We start from the raw sequence: 18,787 nt of genomic DNA on the forward strand, positions 1-18,787 counted from the left end.
AACGCACATTGTCAGGTATTTGCCTACCAATCAGGCGGCATTTCTTATATATTTGAATCCTCGATCGAGCGTCTTCCGTCAGCAGTCTTCATCTGACGACGCCTGCGGCGACGTGGGCGCCTGGGTTCAACCGAAATCACCATCGACCTTCGCCCGGCGGCTCCACGCCGCCAAGCGAGGCTATGGGGGCACGACCATGATCAACAAGCTCATTCCTGTCTTCACCGCCGCCCTCGTCTTGGGCGCGACATCAGGCATCGACGGCGCCGCCGCGCAAACCAGCGAGACCGTCAAAATGAAAGTTTCCGCCGCGGGGCTGGACCTCTCCACCGAGACCGGCGTCGGCCAGCTCAAGAGGCGAATCCTGCACGGCGCCATAGAAGCCTGCCGCACCGATCTGGCCCTGATCGAAGCGATCGCGGACTATGTGGACGACACGCCTTGCGTAAAGGCCCTGGTCAATCAGGCGATGAGCCAGTTCGATCTCTGGCGCGAGACGGCGTCGCGCGCGGCGCCTCACCCGGTCGCCCTTGCGCAACGGTCGCCGCGATAGCGTGTGCCGGCCCGCCCCTGCCTCGGGGCGCTGGGCTGAGCTCGCCAGGGCTGATAAGCTCCGTTCCGGAATTCGGCGCCGCCCCAGGCGGCCTCGGACCGCGGACGGAGGAACGCATGACAACCTTGAGGGTCGAGCAACTCGGCGAGGGCCTCGTCATCCGGCTGCCGCCGGACAGCGCAGCCACCCTGGGCCTGCACGATGGCGATACGGTCACCATCAACCGGTCGGAAACCGGCGAAGTCTCGCTGGCTGCGCCGGACCTCGACCACCAGTTGCGATCGGACCGAGGTCGCGCCTTCCTGCGTCGATACCGCAGCCCTTACTGAGGCGCCGGCGCCGCCAGCGCCTGGGCTAGACGCGCCCGGGCGTCGGCTTCCAGGTCGGCGTAGAAGAGGTTGTAGCCAGGCTCCTTCAGCTGGTCGAGCCAGCCGCCGGGCGTTTTCAAGGACGGCGAAGCCGGGCGCGAGACCCGCAATACGCCGTTGACGCACTGGGCCGAGACCTGGCGGCCAAGTATGGCTGGCCGCAAGCCCCATTCCATGTCGGTGGCGTTGGCCGCGCCCAGGTTGCTGCGGGCGCTCGCTTTCTGAGTGGAGGCGGCGCCCAGCACCGGGTTCACGCAGAGGATCGGCCGGCCGCCTACATTGACCAGGTGATCTCCCTCCCAGACCATCGATCGGTCGTAGGTGTTGCGAATGTCCTTGAGATCGAAATCGAACGATTGGGTCCAGCCGACCACGCAGTGGGCCTCGTGCCGGTCCAGGCAGGCCGGCAGCGGCGCGCTGGCCCCATAATAGTCCGAGCTCAGCGCCACTGCGTCGATCAGATAGACCGCCACCAGCTGCTGGCGCAGGCTTGGGTGGGCGTCGGTCTCCTCCCTGAGCAGGCGTTCGGCCAGAGTGCCGCCCTGCTCCACGCCGACCAGCAGGATCGGCCGGCCCTGGTTGAACCGGCCCAGGTAGAAATCGAAGGCTCGGCGGATGTCGTCATAAGCAAACGCCCGGGCCTCGCGCGCGTCGTCGCGCAGGGTCAGTTCGGTATAGATGCTGGCCTGGCGATAACGCGGCGCGAACAGCCGCCCTACCCGCTGGAACGGCCCGGCGTAGTTGGGCAGCATGACCCGTTCCAGCACCCGATTGGCCTGGGGCTGGTCGATCGGTCCGTTCCAGTCCTTGCCGCCGTCGAAGGTGGTCGGGTGAATGAAAAACACGTCGGCGGGCGGGTCGCCGGAATTCGGCTGGTCGGCTTTGGGCGGCAACAGGGCCCAGGCGCCCCGACGGCCATAGTCCGGCGCCGGCGGCGGCTGGTAGATCTGGAATGGACGCTTGGGATCGAGGGTGGTCTGCAGGATGTCGTGACGCCAGCGGATCGCCGCCGCCAGCACCAAGCCCAGCAGGATCACGATCACCGCCAGGAACCAGTCCCGGCCGCTCAGCTCAAGCTTCCGCATCACGTCATCGATACACGAGGCGGGGGTACGACGCGAGCGGTCAAGCCGCGGCGCCTGGGTGCTCCGGGGTCTTCACGCGTTCCATCCGGAACCCCATGCCGAGAACGCGCGCCGGAATCCGCCTCAGAAGGGGGACACGATCCAGAAGCAGGGCGGGCCACGGCGGCTCGAATGGCTGGTCAGCCTTCAAGGCCGGCGCCAGCACCCGCTCCTGCACCGCGACCTGCAGCCCCTGGATCAGCCGCATTGGCAGGGTCCGTCGCTTCTGGATCGCGGCGAGGTCCGCATCGCTCAGTCGCCCCTCGCGCAGGGGCGCAGCCAACTGATTGGCGGCGGCGACCGCGTCCTGGATAGCGAGGTTGATGCCGACCCCGCCCACGGGCGACATGGCGTGGGCGGCGTCGCCGATACACAGGAGGCCCGGCCGCCACCAGCGCTCCAGCCGGTCGATGGTCACGGTCAGGAGCTTGACGTCGTCCCAGCTGCGCAGTCCCTCCAGCCGGTCGGCGATCATCGGCTGGATCGCGGCGAGGCTGGCCTTGAACGCCGCCAGCCCCTGAGCCTTCACCGCCTCGATCCCGCCCTTGGGGATCACAAAGCCGCACTGGTAGTAGTCGTTGCGGTCGATCATCACCAGCATGTAGCCGGGGCCGATATTGCCCAGGGCCGCCTGCGCATCGTCCGGTCGGCGCGGCAGGCGAAACCACAGCACGTCGATCGGCGCACCGATGTCGCGCACGGTCAGTCCCGCCTCAGCCCGCACCTGGGAGGTGCGCCCGTCGCAGCCCAACACCAGATCGGCCCGAATCTCCAGCGCCCCGTCTGGTCCGTGCGCCTCGACGCCGACGACGCGACCGCCCTCCTCGATCAGCCGCCCGGCCTCGGTCGACATAAGGAGCCTGAAGGCGGGATAGCGGTCCGCGGCGCCAGACAGGAAATTCAGGAAGTCCCACTGGGGCATCACCGCCACGAACTTGGCGGCGGTCGGCAGGTGGCGCGTGTCCGCCAGCTTGAGCATCCGCGTCCCGATCCTGCCGCTGATCTCGCTCAGTTCGCTGTGTGGGCGCTTCAGGAACTCGTCCAGCAGGCCGACATCGGCCAGCACCTGCATGGTCGAGGGATGCACCGTGTCGCCGCGAAAGTCGCGCAGGAAGTCGGCGTGCTTTTCCAGAACCGTCACCCGCACCCCGGCCCGGGCGAGCAGAAATCCGGCCATCACCCCCGCCGGCCCGCCGCCGACGATGCAGCAGCAGGTCCGGACCTGGGTCGCCGCCATGCGGTCAGGCGGCCGGACGCCGCTTGGCCAGGGCGTCGAAGGCCAGGAGATTGGCCGCCAGGGCCTCGAACTCGGACAGCGGCACCATGTTGGGGCCGTCCGAGGGGGCATGGTCGGGGTCGGGGTGGGTCTCCATGAACACCGCCGCCACGCCCACCGACACCGCCGCGCGGGCCAGCACCGGCACGAACTCGCGCTGGCCGCCCGAGGTGGCGCCCTGCCCGCCGGGCTGCTGCACCGAATGGGTGGCGTCGAACACCACCGGGCAGCCGATCTCGGCCAGCACCGGCAGGGCCCGCATGTCCGAAACCAGGGTGTTATAGCCGAACGAGGCGCCGCGCTCGGTGGCCAGGACATTGGGGTTGCCGCCGGCCAGGACCTTGCCGATTACGTGCTTCATGTCCCAGGGCGCCAAGAACTGGCCCTTCTTGACGTTGACCACCTTGCCGGTCGCCGCGGCGGCCAGGAGCAGGTCGGTCTGCCGGCAGAGGAAGGCCGGTATCTGCAGTACGTCCACGGCCTGGGCGGCCTGGGCGCACTGGTCCGGCTCGTGGACGTCGGTCAGCACCGGAAGGCCGGTCACCTCGCGGATCTCGGCGAAGATCGGCAGGGATTCGGCCAGTCCAATGCCCCGCTGGGTGCTGATCGAGCTGCGGTTCGCCTTGTCGAACGAGGTCTTGTAGATCAGCCCGACCCCCAGGCGCTGGGCGATCTCCTTCAAGGCGTGCGCGGTCTCCAGCGCATGCTGGCGGCTCTCGAGCTGGCACGGCCCGGCGATGAACGACAACTTCTCCGCGTTTCCGATGCGGACAACCGCCCCGTTTGGTGTCTTGATGTCAACGACGGCGTTGGGCTGGGTCAAAGCTGGTCTTCCGTAATCCAAGGGTCTCACCGGGTCGTAGAAGTGGCGTGCCGAGCTTGAACGCACAAGAGCCGACGGGGGCCAGATGAAGATCGCGGTGATCGGCGCAGGCATATCAGGTCTCGGCGCCGCCTACGCTCTCAAAGATCATCACCAGGTGACGATCTTCGAGAAGGACGCGCGGTTAGGCGGCCACGCCAACCCGGTCACGGTCGACTATGATGGCCAGGCCATCGATGTCGACACCGGCTTCATCGTCTACAATGTGCGCAACTATCCGAACCTTTTGGGGCTGTTCGAGCACCTGGGCGTCGAGAGCGTGCCCACCGACATGAGCTTCGCCTTCGCCGGCCGCGGGGTGGAATGGTCGTCCAACTTCCCTGGCGGCGTGTTCGCACAGAAGCGGAACCTGGTCAGCCCGCGCTTCCTGGCCATGCTGGCCGACATTCGCCGCTTCAACCGCCAGGCCCTGGCGGATCTGGAGGCCGGCGTGCTGTGCGACCTGACCCTCGGCGGATATCTGCGCCTGGGCGGCTACGGCCCGGCGTTCGAGCAGAACTATCTCCTGCCCATGGGCGCTGCGATCTGGTCGACCAGCGAGGCCGGCGTAGAGGCGGCGCCGGCGGAGAGCTTCGTGCGCTTCTTCGCCAACCACAACCTGCTGCAGATGATCCAGCCCTCCTGGCGCACGGTGATGGGCACGAGCCGCGCCTATCTGGATCCGCTGACCCGGCGATTGACGGCCGGTACGCAGGTGCGCCCAGGGGCGGTCGAGGTCAACCGAACAGCCGCCGGCGTGCTGGTCCGCAGCCGCGATGGCTCGACCGACCTGTTCGACCAGGTGATCTTCGCCTGCCACTCGGACCAGGCCCTGGCCCTGCTGACAGACGCGGACCAGGAGGAACACGCCTTCCTGGGGGCGATCCGCTATGCGCCGAACCGCGCCTACCTGCATCGTGATCCGGCCCTGATGCCGCGCCGACGTGCGGCCTGGGGCGCGTGGAACTATATCTATAGCCAAGGGGCGTGTCCGGGTTCGGTGACCTATTGGATGAACCGCCTGCAGCACATCGATCCGGCAAGACCGCTGTTCGTCAGCCTCAATCCCGAGTCTGCGCCGGACGAGCGCCTGACCTTCGCCGCCTTCGACTACGACCACCCCCAGTTCGACACCCCCTCCCTGGCCGCCCAGCGCCAGTTCGGCCGCATACAGGGGCGTGGAGGGGTCTGGTACGCCGGGGCCTGGCTGGGCCACGGCTTCCATGAGGACGGCCTGACCGCCGGCCTGCGCGCCGCCCTGGCCCTGGGCGGCGAGGTTCCCTGGCGCTTCGTCGACCATCGCATCGAGGGCGGTCCCCTGCCCGGCCTGGATCAGGCCCAGCCGGAACGGAGGGTGGCGTGAGCGAGCCCGTGACCCTCTATGTCGGCCGGACCACCCATCATCGCTTCGCGCCGCGGCCGCACCGGTTCAGCTATCGCCTGTTCCAGTTGCTGATCGACGTCGACGCCCAGCGCTTCGACGGTCTGACCCTGCTGCGCCGAGGGCCGTTTGGCCTTTTCAGCTACAGCGACAAAGACCACGGCCCGCGGGACGGCTCGCCCCTGCGCCCCTGGGTCGAGGCGCGGCTGGCCGAAGCCGGGATCGCGGCCCAGGCCCTGACGATCCGCCTGCTCTGCTTCCCGCGGATCGTGGGCTTCGTCTTCAACCCGCTGTCGATCTTCTTCGTCCACGGCGAGGACGAGCGGCTGGAGGCGGTTATCTACGAGGTCAACAACACCTTCGGCCAGACCCACGCCTATGTGGTCCCGGCTGAGGGCTGCGCGGTCGAGCGGCACGAGGCGGACAAGGCGCTCTATGTCTCGCCCTTCTACCGTGTCGAGGGCGGCTATCACTTCCGCCTGGAACCGCCCGGCGAGCGGCTCGACCTGACGATCGTCAAGCACGGCGCCGCGGGGCCGGACTTCAATGCCCGCCTTTTGCTGGAGCGTCGCCTGTTGAGCGACGCTGCGCTCTTGAACCTCTTCTTTCTCATGCCGTTGATGACCCTGGGCGTGGTCGCTGCGATCCATTGGGAAGCTCTGCGCCTCTTGATCAAGGGCGCGCCCTTCGGCCCGCGCGCGCCCGGCCCCAAGGCCGGCGCAAGCCGCGGCCGGCTGACCAAGCGCCTGGAGGCCCGCCGCGCATGACCCCGCATGTCGAGATGGCGGCGAAGAACAGCCTGGCCGCAGCGCGGCCGGACTTGCGACGCGCGCCGCCGGCGTTCCAGGCGGCGGTCAAGATCGCCGCGCGGCACTGGACCGCGGGCGGCATCACCTTCGTCCTGCCTTCGGGCCGGGAGATCGTCCTCGGCGGCAGCGAGCCGGGCCACCACGCGCGGGTTGAGATTCGCGACTACAACTTCATGCGCCGGGTGCTGGCGGCAGGCGACATCGGCTTCGCCGAGGGCTACATGGCCGGCGAGTGGTCGACCCCCGACCTGACCGCCGTGCTGGCCTCGGCCAGCCAGAACTGGGAACGGCTCGCCAAGCTGGTCGAGGGCAACGCGGTGATGCGGGTGCTCAACACTCTGGGGCACCTGGTGCGTCCCAACACGCGCCGCGGCGCCAGGCGCAACATCCATGCGCACTACGATCTGGGCAACGCCTTCTACCAGTGCTGGCTGGACCCCAGCATGACCTATTCCTCGGCCCGGTTCGAACAGCCGGGACAGAGTCTGACCGACGCTCAGCGGTCGAAATATGCCAGCCTGGCCCGCGCCATGCGGCTGGAGCACGGGCACAGCGTGCTGGAGATCGGTTGCGGATGGGGAGGGTTCGCCGAGTTCGCCGCTCGCGAGGTCGGAGCCAAGGTCACCGGCGTCACGATCTCACGCGAACAGTACGACTTCGCCCGCCGGCGCCTGTTCGAGCAGGGCTTGGCCGAGCGGGCCGAGATCCGACTGGTCGACTATCGCGACGTGGAAGGGCGCTTCGACCGGGTGGCCTCGATCGAAATGTTCGAGGCGGTCGGCGAGCGCTATTGGCCGGCCTATTTCCAGAAGCTGCACGACGTACTGGAACCTGGCGGCCTGGCCGGCCTGCAGATCATCACCATCCGGGACGAACTGTTCGACGACTATCGCTCACGGGCCGACTTCATCCAGAAATACGTCTTCCCGGGCGGTATGCTTGGGTGCGAAGCGCGACTGCGCGAGGTGGCCGAGCGCGCCAATCTGGCCTGGGGCGAGGTCGCCCGGTTCGGCCAGGATTATGGCCTTACCCTTGCTGAATGGCGCCACCGCTTCCACGACGCCTGGGACGAGATCAAGGGCCTGGGCTTCGACGAACGCTTCCGCCGACTGTGGTCGTTCTACCTCAGCTATTGCGAGGCCGGGTTCAAGACCGGGCGGACCGACGTGATCCAGCTGAGCCTCTCCAGGGCCTGAGCGACAGCAGCCTGTTGGGGCTGTTAGATTTTCTCTTGGGGCCCGGCATGGTTCCCGGCGGCGGGCGCCTATATTACGGCCACTGGCCCACCCGAGAACACATCCATGACCAAAGCGTCCAGCGTCGTCGAGGCGATCGGCAACACGCCCCTGATCCGCCTCAACCGCGCCAGCGAGGCCACCGGCTGCGAGATCTGGGGCAAGGCCGAATTCATGAACCCGGGGCAGTCGGTCAAGGACCGGGCCGCGCTGTACATCATCCGCGACGCCGAGCGGCGGGGCCTTTTGCGCCCCGGCGGGCTCATCGTCGAGGGCACGGCGGGCAATACCGGCATCGGCCTCGCCGTCGTGGCCTCCGCGCTGGGCTACCGGACCACCATCGTAATCCCCCGCACACAAAGCCAGGAGAAGAAGGACGCCATCCGCCTCCTGGGCGCGGAACTCGTGGAGGTGGACGCCGTCCCCTATTCCAACCCCGACAACTATGTCCGCTATTCCGGCCGTCTGGCCGAGGAGCGCGCGGCGGTCGAGCCCAACGGCGCCATCTGGGCAAACCAGTTCGACAATGTCGCCAACCGCCAGGCGCACGTAGAGACCACTGCTCCGGAAATCTGGGAACAGACCGGCGGCGCGATCGACGGCTTCGTCAGCGCGGTCGGCTCGGGCGGCACCCTGGCCGGCGTGGCCCTGGGCCTGCGGGCGCGCAATCCCAAGGTGGCGATCGCGATCGCCGACCCCTTCGGTGCGGCGCTGTACAGCTACTACAAGACAGGCGAGCTGAAATCGGAAGGGACCTCGATCACCGAGGGCATCGGCCAGGGGCGCGTGACCGCCAACCTGGAGGGCCTGGAGGTCGACTACGCCTACCAGATCCCCGACGCCGAGGCGCTGGAGCAGGTGTTCGACCTGACCCAGCACGAGGGCCTGTGCCTGGGCGGCTCGACAGGGATCAATGTCGCCGGGGCGATCCGCCTTGCGCGCGACCTGGGCCCCGGAAAGACCATCGTGACCATTCTGTGCGACCACGGATCGCGCTATCAGACCAAGCTGTTCAATCCGTCGTTCCTGGCCGAACGTGGATTGCCGACGCCCCCTTGGCTCTGAGGTCACGCATGACGCACGCCCCTTCTTCCGACAGCCCGCTGGTCTCGACCGAGTGGCTGGCCGAAAACCTCGATGCGCCAGGTCTGATCGTCATCGACGCCAGCTGGTTCATGCCGGGCACGCCGCGCGACCCCAGGGCCGAACACGCCGACAAGCACATTCCCGGCGCCCTCTATTTCGACATCGACGAGATCGCCGACCATACGACCGACCTGCCACACATGCTGCCCGAGGCGCACGACTTCGCCACCCACGCCCGGCGGCTCGGCGTCGAGCCGGCCTCGCCAGTCGTGGTCTATGATAGCCACGGCCTGTTCTCGGCGCCGCGGGTCTGGTGGATGTTCCGGGTGATGGGCCACGATCAGGTCTGGGTGCTCGACGGCGGCCTACCCAAGTGGATCGCCGAGGGTCACCCGGTGGAGACCGGCTGGCCGCAGAAGCCGCACGGCGAGTTCAAGTCGCACTTCCGCCCTGGCCTGGTGCGCAGCCTGGACGAAGTCTTGACCGCCCTCACCGACCACAACGCCCAGATCCTCGACGCCCGCTCCACCGCCCGCTTCACCGGCGAGGCGCCCGAGCCGCGGCCAGGCCTGCGCGGCGGCCACATGCCGGGCGCACGCAACCTGCCATCCGCCGCAGTGGTCGACGCCGACGGCCGGCTGAAGGCGCCCGGGGAGTTGCAGGCCCTGTTCGAAGGCGCCGGGATCGACATCGACCGGCCGATCGTCACCACCTGCGGCTCGGGCGTCTCCGCCGCCATCCTGGCCATCGCCCTGGCGCGCCTCGGCCGGCCCGAGGTTGCGGTCTATGACGGCTCCTGGACCGAATGGGCGTCGCGCGCGGACACTCCCATCGTCACCGGTCCGGTCGATGGCTGAGGATCGGCCGTCTCGCCCCGCCGACGCCACCCGCCTGATACATCCCAAGGGCAAGGGCGACGCGGTCTGTCGCACGGTCGGGCCGGTGATCCAGCGCGGCTCGACGGTGCTGATGCCGCGCGCCGCCGACCTCTACGACCACAGCCAGGTCACCTATGGCCGCCAGGGGCTGTCGGCCCAGGGCGCGCTGGTCGAAGCCCTGTGCGAACTGGAAGGCGCCCGCGGCGGCGAGCTCTATCCGTCCGGCCTGTCGGCAGTGACCGCGGCCATGCTGGCTGTGCTGAAGGCCGGGGACGAGGTGCTGGTGGTCGACACCATCTACGCCCCGACCCGACGGTTCTGCGATCGGATGCTGGCCCGCTACGGAGTCAAGGTCGGCTACTACCCCCCGCGCGCCTCGGCCGAGGATATCCTGGCGCTCGGCGGCCCGAACCTGAAGCTGATCGTGCTGGAATCGCCGGGCTCTCTGACCTTCGAAACGCAGGACGCGCCAGCCATCGCCCGCGCGGCCAAGGCCCGCGGCGTCCTGACCCTGATGGACAATACCTGGGGCGCGGGCCTGTTGTTCAAGCCGCTGGCCCATGGGATCGACCTCAGCGTCCAGGCCCTGACCAAATATGTCTGCGGCACCTCCGACGTGTTCATGGGCGCCGCCCTGGCCAGCGACCCGAAGCTGGTCCGCGCCTTGGCCGACGGAGTAATGCACCTCGGCTGGGCGGTCGCGCCGGACGAGGCCTACCAGGCCATGCGCGGCCTTCGCACCCTGCCCGTGCGCTTGGCCCGCCATGGCGACAGCGCGCTTGCGATCGCCCACTGGCTGACGCAGCAGCCCGAAGTGCTGGAGGTGCTGCATCCGGGTCTGCCCGAAAGCCCCGACCACGCTGTCTGGGCCCGCGACTATGCCGGCGCCTGCGGCCTGTTCAGCTTCATCCTGAAGCCGGTTCCCGAGGCGGCCGTGAACGCCTTCCTTGATCGCCTGACCCTGTTCGGCCTCGGCTTCTCCTGGGGCGGCTTCGAGAGCCTGGCCATTTCCTCGGGGGACCAGCTGCAGCAGCGGCAATATCCGCCCAAGTTCGCCGGCCCGCTGATCAGGCTGCATATCGGGCTGGAGGACGTGGATGACCTGAAGGCCGATCTCAGAAACGGGCTGGATGTCTTTGATAGGCACGACCGCTAGCAGTCTGGCGGGGCGTCATGGGTCCTATCTGAGCACTTCCAGCCAATCGTAGATCGCAAGCTGCCGCCATCGCCCTCCAACGACGACGTGGAGCACCCCGTCGCGCCCGCCGACAAACGCCGATGGTTCAGCAATGGCCGGCCATTCGATGCTGGCGACCAACTGCGCCGTGCGGGCCCCGAGCTTCAGGAGCGCCACGCGGCTTTTGTCCGGCTCGTAGCCACCGGCCAGGATGACATGGTCCCCTTTGGCGACGATTGCGCGAGCGCCCGCAATCTCAACATTTGCCCATGACGAAAGCTTGCCGTTCTCAATGCGAAGGATCGGAAAGTCCGGATAGGTGCAGGCCCACGCCGTTTCGCCAGTCACACTAAGCGCATAGCAGTCGAGGACATATGGCTCACCGGTCAACGCCCAGGTGCGGTCACCATGTGCGTCGAGGGCGAGGAGGCGAGCAGCTCGCTCGCTTTCGTCGAAATAGCCTACCCACGTGGCGCCTTTGGCCGTGCAGATGACGTGCTCCAGGCCATCACCCATCGCAAACGCGCCTAACGCCGCCCCGAATTGATCGAACAGTCGAGCATTGGCTTCTCCCTCCCGCGCCCGTGCTGCAGCGACGAGCCATGACCCGTCGCTCAGCCGGCACACATTTGGCCAAATGCACCCATCGACCTCAATCGCTGGGCTTTCGACCCCGTAAGAGAAACTCGATAGTCGAAGGCGCGAAGTCCGCCAGTTGAAGCTCCCACGGTCCCGCCCGAAATCCCTGTTCACACGGATCAGCGCAAGGCTTCCGTCACTGAGCAGCGCATGCCGGCATTCGAACCAGCCTTGGGGCGGGTCGGGAAGCTCAATTGATGTCAGAGAGTTGCGCAGATCAGCCATTTGCCAATTGCAATCCTATTGAGGATGTCTGCTTGGGGCGGCGGCGCGTTTCCAACCTCTGACGCCGCTCTCAACCTTGAACCGTCCTTACCATCATCCCCGCGATCTCCTTGACCAGCTTGGCGGCCACGGTGGCGGTCTGGCCGCCCAGGTCGCAGCGCGGGTTGTATTCGACCACGTCGGCCGCGACGATCGGCTGGTCGATGGCCTGGATCAGGTCCATCACCTGGCGCACCGACGGGCCGCCAGGCTCGCGGTGCGAGACGCCGGGGGCGAAGGCCGGGTCGATGCCGTCGATGTCCAGCGAGACATAGACCGGGGTGTCGAAGGCGAACTTCAGGCCGTCCTTCCAATGCCGGGCCTCGACCACCTCGACCCCGAAGCGTTCGAACTGGGCGCGATGCTCGTCGCAGATGGTGCGCAGGCCCACCTGGATCAGCCGGTCGGCCAGCCCCTCCTCCATGATCCGGGCGAAGGGCGAGGCGTGGGAGCGGGGGTTGTCCTGGTAGGCGTGATAGATGTCGGCGTGGGCGTCGATGTGCAGGATGGCCAGGCGCGGATGGCGCCGCCGCACGGCCTTCAGGATCGGATGGGTGATGGCGTGGTCGCCACCCAGCGCGATCAGGGGATCGCCGGCCGCCAGGCCCTCGTCGACGGCCGTCTCGATCGCGATCCAGGGATCGACGTCGTCAGCAAAGGCGACGTCGCCCAGGTCCCTGAACCGGTTTTCCAGGTCAACGCCGGTCTCGCTCCAGAGGCTATAGCAGTCGCTGAACAGCTCCCGCCGGATCAGGGGCGGCGCTTCGGCCGGGCCGCGCACGAAGGAGGAGTTCTCGTCGTTGGGGACGCCCAGGAGCGCGATGCTGACCAATTTCTGTCGTTTCCTTCCCGTGAGCCTTCAAATGTGGTGGAGCGCCCTGAATATCCCGAATGCGGCGCCCAGGACCACCACCACCAACGGCGGGGCGCGAAATCCGGTCAGCAGCACGAAGCCGGCGGCTGCGGCGGCGAAATCTCCCCGGTCCAGCACCGCGCTGGTCCAGACGGGATCATAGAGCGCGCCGGCGAGAATGCCGACCACCGCGGCGTTGGCGCCGACCATGGCCGCCTGGGCCGCCGGCCGCCGCCTGAGGGCGCCCCAGAACGGGAGGGCGGCGAGCAGGATCAGCATTCCCGGCAGGAACAGGGCTGCCAGGCCCAGGGCGGCTCCGGCAAGGCCATGCTGGGGTCCGCCCATGATCGCGCCCAGATAGGCGCCGAAGCTGAACAGCGGGCCCGGAACCGCCTGGGCCGCGCCATAGCCCGCAAGGAACCGGCCCGGGTCCACAAAGCCAGGGCTGACAACCGCATCCTTCAGCAGCGGCAGCACCACATGGCCACCACCAAACACCAGCGCGCCGGAGCGATAGACGGCGGCGAACTCCGCCAACGGCCGGGAGCCGGCCGCCTGGGCCAGCAGCGGCGCGCCGATCAGGAGCGCGAGGAACAGCCCCAGCGCCGCAAGGCCGGCCAGCTGCGGAACGAGCGGCGCCAGAACCTCCGGCCGCGTCTCGGCCGTTGTCCGGCAAAGCGCCAGGCCCGCCAGCACGCCGCCGGCGATGGCCTCGATCTGCGCCCAGGCGGGTGGCGCCAGGGTGACCACGACGAGGGCCAGCACAGCGATCCCCGCTCTCCGCGCATCCGGCGTCAGGCTGCGCGCCATGCCCATCAGGGCCTGGGCGACCACGGCGACGGCGACCAGCTTCAGGCCGTGGGAGAGGCCCGCGCCGACCGCTCCGCCCAGCGAAGCTGCGCCCAGGGCGAAGGCGGTCATCAGTAGCGCCGAAGGCAGGGTGAAGCCGATGAAGGCCGCCAGGGCGCCCAGTGGGCCGGCCCGCATCAGCCCGATGGCGAACCCGACCTGGCTGGACGCCGGACCGGGCAGGAATTGGCAAAGGGCGACCAGGTCGGCGAAGGCCGCTTCGCTCAGCCAGCGCCGTTTCACGACCAGGGCCTGGCGGAAATAGCCGATATGGGCGACCGGCCCGCCGAACGAGGTCAAGCCAAGGCGCAGGAAGGCCCAAAGCACCTCCGCCCAGGATCCCGGCGCCGCCGTAGTCTCCGCCCCCTGATCCATCACGCCCCCTTCGCGAGGCCTCCTAGATGGCCCAATGCGGGCGAGATGGCGACCCCGGCAGGACTCGAACCTGCAACCGTCCGCTTAGAAGGCGGATGCTCTATCCGGTTGAGCTACGGGGTCCACGGCGTGGAGGCTCAGTGGGTCCAGGGCTGCTTGCGCGAAAAGGCGAAATTATCGGCGTAGGCCTTGATGAAGCGCTTGGGCGTCTTGGGCTCGGTGACGCGGAAGGGGATCTGGCGCCCCTGGGCATAGGCGATCGCCTCTTCCTTGGTCTCGAAGGTCAGGCGGATCTGGCCGTTCATGTCCCGGGACTGCGACCAGCCCATCAGGGGGTCCGGCAGGCGGGCGGTTTCCGGTTCGAACTCCAGCGCCCAGTCGTTCGTCTTCGCCTTGCCCGACTGCATGGCGGTCTTGGTCGGACGATAGATGCGCGCGAGCATGCGGCCGGTCTCCAGTTTCACGTCCCGAGGTGGTCGGGGCGGCGTGATTCGAACACGCGACCCTCTGCTCCCAAAGCAGATGCGCTACCAGACTGCGCTACGCCCCGCAAAACCTCGGAACGCGGCTTTTGCCACGTCGTGCCCTGCGCCGCAACGAGGGTCCGTTGCTTCAACGCTCAGGCCTCGATCTTGCGGTGCATCAGCTTGAAGACCCCGCTGGCCCGGGCGATGTCCTTCTCGCCCACGTGCAGGCGCCCCTCGGCGAAGGCCAGGTCCTTGGTGTGACGGGTGACGCGCGAATTGCCGATCACCCACTCGCCGGCCCGGGCCATGGAGAGGAAATCCAGCGACAGATGGATGGTCACGCTGGCCGTGCGGGTCGCCCGCCCCACCGCCGCGCCGAGGAGGCCGTCCATGAAGGCGCTGACCATGCCGCCATGCAGTATGCCCATGCCGTTGCAGTGCCGGCGCAGGACATAGAAGGCGTGCTGCGCGCCCTCGTCCGGCCGGGCGTGGAAATAGGGGCCGATGTGAACCGAGAACGGCCCGCGGCTTTCGCTGCGCACGAAACCGTCCGGCGGCGCCGGTATCTCCTGCTCTGAGTCTGGCCCCCGGGAGTCCCCGAGCCCGCTCACCGGCTGTCGGTCGAGATCTCGGCGACCACCAGGCCCTTGGGCCCTTCGGCGAACCGCACCATCACGTCCTCACCGGGCTGAAGGTCCTCCAGCCCGCTGCGGCGCAGTGTCTCGATATGCACGAAGATGTCCCCCGACGAGCCTTCGCGGATCACGAACCCATAGCCCTTGGTGCGATTGAACCACTTCACCCGCGCCCGCTCCAGCGGACCGGCTTCCATCGGCGGCCGGCGCGGCGGACGATCGCGGAAACCGCCGTGATCGCGCCCATGTCCGCCCCGGTCGAAGGAGTCGCGGCGGAAGCCGTTGTCACGGTCCATGGATCTGTGCGGCCGTTCGGCCGGCTGCGCGGTAGACTCGTCCAACTCATGCACCGTCGAGACCTGCCAGCCTTTCGGCCGACGCACGACTTCGCAAACTATGGTCGAGCCTTCCAGCGCGGTCTCCCGCCCCGTCTGCCTGAGACTGGTGACATGCAAAAGCACATCCTTCATGCCCGTCTGACTTGGATCGTCGGGCACAATGAATCCGTAGCCCTTGCCAGCATCGAACCACTTCACGTGGCCGCTGATGCGAACCGACTCCTCTTGGGAATCAGCGTCGCTAAAACCGTAACTAGACATCCCGCCCCTCTCGCTCGTTCAAAGAACAAAGACGAACGAGCACGCGTTTATAACACTGTTCTGCCTAGAACAGTGCGTCAAGACTTGAATCACCAAGTTTGGGCAGGCGCGATCGGGATGAGGAGGCGCCCGCTGGCAGTCCCTAGGGGAGTCGAACCCCTCTCTCCAGATTGAAAATCTGGCGTCCTAACCGATAGACGAAGGGACCGCGGCGGCAAGGAGGGGCGATATATCCGCCTTCATTCGCGGGTGCAAGCCTCTGTCTGCGGAGCTTGCAGAAAAAGTCTCAAACCCGCTGAGCGTTTCAAAATAAGGGGAAATTTCCCGGTTTCGCGGCGCTCAGGCGCGCATGCGCGGATCGGCCACATCCTCGATCTCGAGCTCGACGCCCTGGCGGCCGTTCCAGTCGTCGGCCTTCAGGCGGCCGGCCACATGCAGGGTCCCGCCACCCGACAACAGCCTCCGCCCAAGCTCGGTATCCCCTGCCCGCCAGGCCACGGCCTTCAGCCGGCCCCGCTGGCCATCGCTCAATTGGCAGCGAATGTGTCCGCCGCGCAACATATTCACCTGCTCCAGCCGCACGTCAGCCGCAGCGAACATCGGCTCCGGGTTGCCGGGACCGAAGGGCTGCAGACGCTGGAAGTCCTCGAACAGGTCGCGGCTGGCGGCGCCGGGCGCGACGAGGGCGTCAATCTCGACCACGTCCAGGGCGGCGGCCACTTCGCGCTCGGCGGCCAGGGTCTCGCACAGGAAGGCTCGCAGTTCGGGAATGGCGTCGCGGCGCACGGTCAGGCCGGCGGCCATGGCGTGGCCGCCTCCGGCCAGCAGCAGTCCGGCGTCGAACGCCGCCTGCACGGCACGCCCAAGATTGACCCCAGGCTGAGACCGGCCCGAGCCTTTGCCGACGCCCGTGACCGGGTCCAGGCCGATCACGATCGTCGGCTTGCGGTAACGCTCGCGCAGCCTGCCGGCGACAATGCCGATCACGCCCGGGTGCCAATGGTCGTCGGCGACGAGCAATACCGGCAGGTCGGGATCCAGGTTTGAAGGCCCCTCCAGCATGGCCACGGCTTCGTCCAGCACCTGGGCTTCGACCGCCTTGCGCTCGACATTCAGGGCGTCGAGCTGTTCAGCCAGCGCCCTCGCCTCCTCGGGATCGTCGGTGGAGAGCAGGCGCACCCCAAGGTCGGAACGCCCCACTCGGCCGCCAGCATTGATCCGGGGGCCCAGGATGAAGCCGGCATGGAAGGTCGTGGCCGACCCCTTGGACTTGGCGACATCCAGCAGCGCCTTCAGGCCCGGATTGCTCCAGCTGGACATCACCTTCAGCCCCTGGGCGGTCAGGGCGCGGTTGAAGCCCACCAGCTGGGTCACGTCGCAGATGGCGCCCATGGCCGCCAGGTCCAGCCATTGGCGAATGTCCGGCTCGGCGCGGCCCTCGAACAGGCCCCGCCGCCGCGCCTCCCGGTTCAGGGCGGCCAAAAGCACGAAGGTCACCCCGGCTGCGGCCAGAACGCCCTGGCCGGAGAGGCAGTCCGGGCGGTTGGGATTGACCAGGGCGGCGGCGGGCGGCGGGATCTCGCGCATCATGTGGTGGTCGATCACCACAACCTCCAGCCCGATCCGCTCGGCCTCGGCGATGGCGTCATAGGCCGCCGCGCCGCAATCCACCGTCACCACCAGTTCGGCGCCCTGTTCCCTCAGATGACGAAAGGCGGCGGGGCTGGGGCCATAACCCTCGGTGATGCGGTCGGGAACGTAGATCGGCAACTCGCGCCCCAATGCGCGGAACCAGCGCACCAGTTGCGAGGCGCTGGAGGCGCCGTCGACATCATAATCTGCAAACACCGCGCATGGCCGACCCCGCTCCGCGGCGTCTACCAGGATGGCGGCCGCCCGGTCCATGTCGGTGAAGCTGGAGGGGTCGGGAAACAGCGCCTTCAGCGTCGGATTGAGGAAATCCTCGGCCGCCTCGGCCGAGACGCCGCGCGCCGCCAGGGCCCGCGCCAGGGGCTCCGACAGCCCGAGCCGCTGTGCGTGAGAACGCGCCAAGGCGCTGTCCGCCGGCCGTCGCCGCCACGCCCGTCCGCTCAGCGAGCGGGAGACGCCGAGAAAGGCGTCCAGGCCTGAGGCGTCGTCCATTATATCTGTCCTAGCCAGTGCGAATTTCCCTTCTCCCGTGGGGAGAAGGAGGGGCCCGTTCGCGAAGCGAATGGGAGGTTGAGGGGGTACGACCTCTCAGATTCATCCTGAAACGGCGCAACCCCTCACCCTCCCACGCCTTCGGCGCGGGCCCCTCCCTCTCCCTCTGGGAGAGGTGTTCCGTGCGCCGACCTCAGCCAGCGGCGAAACAAGCGAATCTCAAGCTGCTCCAGCCTACCTCAAAGCGCCCGCTTCATCCGCACTTCGCGGATCGTGCGGCTGGAGGAGTTGAGCACCAGCGAGTGGGTGTAGACATAGCCGGCATCGTACCGCACGCCGTCCAGCAGCGCGCCCTTGGTCACGCCGGTGGCGGCGAAGATGGCGTCGGCGCGAACGATCTCGTGCAGGGTGTACTTCTTGTCGAAGTCGGTGACGCCGAGACGCGTGGCGCGCGCCTTTTCATCTGCGTTGCGGAACACAAGGCGTCCCTGGAACTGGCCGCCGACGCATTTCAGCGCCGCACAGGCCAGCACGCCCTCGGGCGCGCCGCCCTGGCCGATATACATGTCGATGCCGGTCTCGGGCTCGGCGGTGTTCATCACCCCGGCCACGTCGCCGTCGGTGATCAGGTGCACCCGGGCGCCGATGCTGCGCAGCGAGGCGATGATCTCGGCGTGGCGCGGACGATCGAGCACGCAGACCGTGATGTCCTCAGGCTTGACCCCCTTGGCCTTGGCCAGGGCGGCGGCGTTGTCGGCCGGCGAGGCGTCGAGATCGATGATGCCTTCCGGGAAGCCCGGGCCGCAGGCGATCTTGTCCATATAGGTGTCAGGGGCGTTGAGCAGGGTGCCCTTGGGGGCCCAGGCCATCACCGCCAGCGCATTGGCCATGGCCTTGGCGGTCAGGGTGGTGCCTTCCAGCGGGTCGAGGGCGATGTCGATCGCCTGGCCTTTGCCCTTGCCGACCTTTTCGCCGATGTAGAGCATCGGCGCCTCGTCGCGCTCGCCCTCGCCGATGACGATCTCGCCGTCGATGTCGAGGGTGTTCAGCGCATTGCGCATGGCGTCCACGGCGGCCTGGTCGGCGGCCTTTTCATCGCCGCGGCCGACCTCGCGCCAGGCGGCGATAGCGGCGGCCTCGGTCACGCGGACCGCGTCGAGCACAAGGCTACGGTCCAGATCGTTAGAACTCATCAAAGGGTCTCCTGCCCCATAG

19 protein-coding genes and 3 tRNA genes are annotated in these 18,787 nt (G+C 67.9%); 8 read left to right on the top strand and 14 right to left on the bottom strand.

The window, feature by feature from the left end:
* The first annotated feature begins 19 nt into the window (after nucleotides 1-19).
* Both KCG34_RS03350 and KCG34_RS03355 read left to right on the top strand, forming a co-directional pair.
* Complete coding sequence (locus KCG34_RS03350; protein WP_211938988.1) at nucleotides 20-553, top strand: UrcA family protein; 534 nt, start codon at nucleotides 20-22, stop codon at nucleotides 551-553.
* Between the two features lie 116 nt (nucleotides 554-669).
* Nucleotides 670-882 (top strand): hypothetical protein, encoded by a 213-nt coding sequence (locus KCG34_RS03355; RefSeq protein ID WP_211938989.1) that lies wholly within the window; start codon nucleotides 670-672, stop codon nucleotides 880-882.
* On the opposite strand, the gene KCG34_RS03360 is transcribed toward KCG34_RS03355, so the two are convergent.
* From KCG34_RS03360 to kdsA, 3 genes are read right to left on the bottom strand one after another with little or no spacing between them, the layout of a single operon-like run.
* Nucleotides 876-2,006, bottom strand: a complete 1,131-nt coding sequence (locus KCG34_RS03360; protein WP_211938990.1) for a DUF3089 domain-containing protein — start codon at nucleotides 2,004-2,006, stop codon at nucleotides 876-878. The two genes, KCG34_RS03355 and KCG34_RS03360, sit on opposite strands and share 7 nt — an antisense overlap.
* Before the next feature lie 40 nt (nucleotides 2,007-2,046).
* Nucleotides 2,047-3,282: an FAD-dependent oxidoreductase gene (locus tag KCG34_RS03365; RefSeq protein WP_211938991.1), complete on the bottom strand. Its 1,236-nt coding sequence runs from the start codon at nucleotides 3,280-3,282 to the stop codon at nucleotides 2,047-2,049.
* Nucleotides 3,283-3,286: 4 nt separating this feature from the next.
* The gene (kdsA, locus tag KCG34_RS03370; protein ID WP_249138201.1) at nucleotides 3,287-4,144 is read right to left on the bottom strand and encodes a 3-deoxy-8-phosphooctulonate synthase; all 858 of its coding nucleotides are present in this window, start codon (nucleotides 4,142-4,144) and stop codon (nucleotides 3,287-3,289) included.
* Nucleotides 4,145-4,229: 85 nt separating this feature from the next.
* Here kdsA and KCG34_RS03375 point away from each other — a divergent pair, with 85 nt between their 5' ends.
* From KCG34_RS03375 to metC, 6 genes are all read left to right on the top strand, one after another.
* Nucleotides 4,230-5,546, top strand: a complete 1,317-nt coding sequence (locus KCG34_RS03375) for an NAD(P)/FAD-dependent oxidoreductase (protein ID WP_211938993.1) — start codon at nucleotides 4,230-4,232, stop codon at nucleotides 5,544-5,546.
* Nucleotides 5,543-6,331 (top strand): DUF1365 domain-containing protein, encoded by a 789-nt coding sequence (locus KCG34_RS03380; protein WP_211938994.1) that lies wholly within the window; start codon nucleotides 5,543-5,545, stop codon nucleotides 6,329-6,331. The genes KCG34_RS03375 and KCG34_RS03380 overlap by 4 nt, the downstream gene beginning before the upstream one ends.
* The gene (locus tag KCG34_RS03385) at nucleotides 6,328-7,569 is read left to right on the top strand and encodes an SAM-dependent methyltransferase (protein ID WP_249138202.1); all 1,242 of its coding nucleotides are present in this window, start codon (nucleotides 6,328-6,330) and stop codon (nucleotides 7,567-7,569) included. Before KCG34_RS03380 ends, KCG34_RS03385 begins: the two co-directional genes overlap by 4 nt.
* A 105-nt stretch (nucleotides 7,570-7,674) precedes the next feature.
* Nucleotides 7,675-8,673 (top strand): cysteine synthase A, encoded by a 999-nt coding sequence (locus KCG34_RS03390; RefSeq protein WP_211938995.1) that lies wholly within the window; start codon nucleotides 7,675-7,677, stop codon nucleotides 8,671-8,673.
* Between the two features lie 8 nt (nucleotides 8,674-8,681).
* Nucleotides 8,682-9,551 carry a 3-mercaptopyruvate sulfurtransferase gene (gene sseA / locus KCG34_RS03395; RefSeq protein WP_211938996.1) on the top strand — a complete coding sequence of 290 codons (870 nt, stop codon included), beginning with the start codon at nucleotides 8,682-8,684 and terminating at the stop codon, nucleotides 9,549-9,551.
* A complete protein-coding gene (gene metC, locus KCG34_RS03400; protein ID WP_211938997.1) occupies nucleotides 9,544-10,728 on the top strand; it encodes a cystathionine beta-lyase in 1,185 nt (394 codons plus the stop codon). The genes sseA and metC overlap by 8 nt, the downstream gene beginning before the upstream one ends.
* Before the next feature lie 24 nt (nucleotides 10,729-10,752).
* On the opposite strand, the gene KCG34_RS03405 is transcribed toward metC, so the two are convergent.
* From KCG34_RS03405 to glpX, 11 genes are all read right to left on the bottom strand, one after another.
* Nucleotides 10,753-11,613, bottom strand: coding sequence for a hypothetical protein (locus KCG34_RS03405; protein ID WP_211938998.1), 861 nt, complete (start codon nucleotides 11,611-11,613; stop codon nucleotides 10,753-10,755).
* A 70-nt stretch (nucleotides 11,614-11,683) separates the two neighbouring features.
* On the bottom strand, nucleotides 11,684-12,484 hold the full coding sequence (locus tag KCG34_RS03410; protein ID WP_211938999.1) for an agmatinase family protein: 801 nt from the start codon (nucleotides 12,482-12,484) through the stop codon (nucleotides 11,684-11,686).
* 27 nt (nucleotides 12,485-12,511) lie between these two features.
* Nucleotides 12,512-13,729 (bottom strand): chromate efflux transporter, encoded by a 1,218-nt coding sequence (gene chrA / locus KCG34_RS03415; RefSeq protein ID WP_211939000.1) that lies wholly within the window; start codon nucleotides 13,727-13,729, stop codon nucleotides 12,512-12,514.
* A 46-nt stretch (nucleotides 13,730-13,775) separates the two neighbouring features.
* A tRNA-Arg gene (locus KCG34_RS03420) sits at nucleotides 13,776-13,852 on the bottom strand.
* A gap of 14 nt (nucleotides 13,853-13,866) precedes the next feature.
* Nucleotides 13,867-14,172: an ETC complex I subunit gene (locus KCG34_RS03425; protein ID WP_211939001.1), complete on the bottom strand. Its 306-nt coding sequence runs from the start codon at nucleotides 14,170-14,172 to the stop codon at nucleotides 13,867-13,869.
* A gap of 30 nt (nucleotides 14,173-14,202) precedes the next feature.
* A tRNA-Pro gene (locus KCG34_RS03430) sits at nucleotides 14,203-14,279 on the bottom strand.
* A gap of 69 nt (nucleotides 14,280-14,348) precedes the next feature.
* Complete coding sequence (locus tag KCG34_RS03435) at nucleotides 14,349-14,738, bottom strand: PaaI family thioesterase (protein ID WP_211939002.1); 390 nt, start codon at nucleotides 14,736-14,738, stop codon at nucleotides 14,349-14,351.
* A 65-nt stretch (nucleotides 14,739-14,803) separates the two neighbouring features.
* Nucleotides 14,804-15,430, bottom strand: coding sequence for a cold-shock protein (locus KCG34_RS03440; RefSeq protein ID WP_211939003.1), 627 nt, complete (start codon nucleotides 15,428-15,430; stop codon nucleotides 14,804-14,806).
* A 133-nt stretch (nucleotides 15,431-15,563) separates the two neighbouring features.
* Nucleotides 15,564-15,638: transfer RNA gene (locus KCG34_RS03445), tRNA-Glu, on the bottom strand.
* 131 nt (nucleotides 15,639-15,769) lie between these two features.
* Nucleotides 15,770-17,572 carry a single-stranded-DNA-specific exonuclease RecJ gene (recJ, locus tag KCG34_RS03450; protein WP_211939004.1) on the bottom strand — a complete coding sequence of 601 codons (1,803 nt, stop codon included), beginning with the start codon at nucleotides 17,570-17,572 and terminating at the stop codon, nucleotides 15,770-15,772.
* Nucleotides 17,573-17,811: 239 nt separating this feature from the next.
* Nucleotides 17,812-18,765 carry a class II fructose-bisphosphatase gene (glpX, locus tag KCG34_RS03455; RefSeq protein WP_211939005.1) on the bottom strand — a complete coding sequence of 318 codons (954 nt, stop codon included), beginning with the start codon at nucleotides 18,763-18,765 and terminating at the stop codon, nucleotides 17,812-17,814.
* Nucleotides 18,766-18,787 lie beyond the last annotated feature (22 nt).

Source organism: Phenylobacterium montanum (assembly GCF_018135625.1).
Taxonomy (GTDB): domain Bacteria; phylum Pseudomonadota; class Alphaproteobacteria; order Caulobacterales; family Caulobacteraceae; genus Poindextera; species Poindextera montana.